Here is a 223-nt window from a genome sequence, read left to right on the forward strand (position 1 = left end):
AGAGGGATTAGAAGTCATATTGGAAGGGATTAATAGTGTAAGGGAGAGATTAGAAGAGGATATTGGATTGACAGATAGTGAATGTGGGGTGATGTTTGTGGGGTCGGAGGGTGAGGTTGTGATTAAGTGGTATTGGAGAGAGAAGGGTGATATGTATGATTGGGGTTATGATTTAGTGGATGGAAACTTTACTGAGAAGGATATGGGAGGGTTGATTTAAGAA

At 40.8% G+C, this 223-nt stretch carries 1 protein-coding gene; it reads left to right on the plus strand.

The window, feature by feature from the left end:
- The coding region (locus FS628_RS31805; RefSeq protein ID WP_222125369.1) for a hypothetical protein at positions 1-220 on the plus strand (220 nt) is incomplete at its 5' end.
- Positions 221-223: the final 3 nt, after the last annotated feature.

It is taken from the genome of Paenibacillus xylanexedens, assembly GCF_007676705.1.
GTDB classification, from domain to species: Bacteria; Bacillota; Bacilli; order Paenibacillales; family Paenibacillaceae; genus Paenibacillus; species Paenibacillus xylanexedens_C.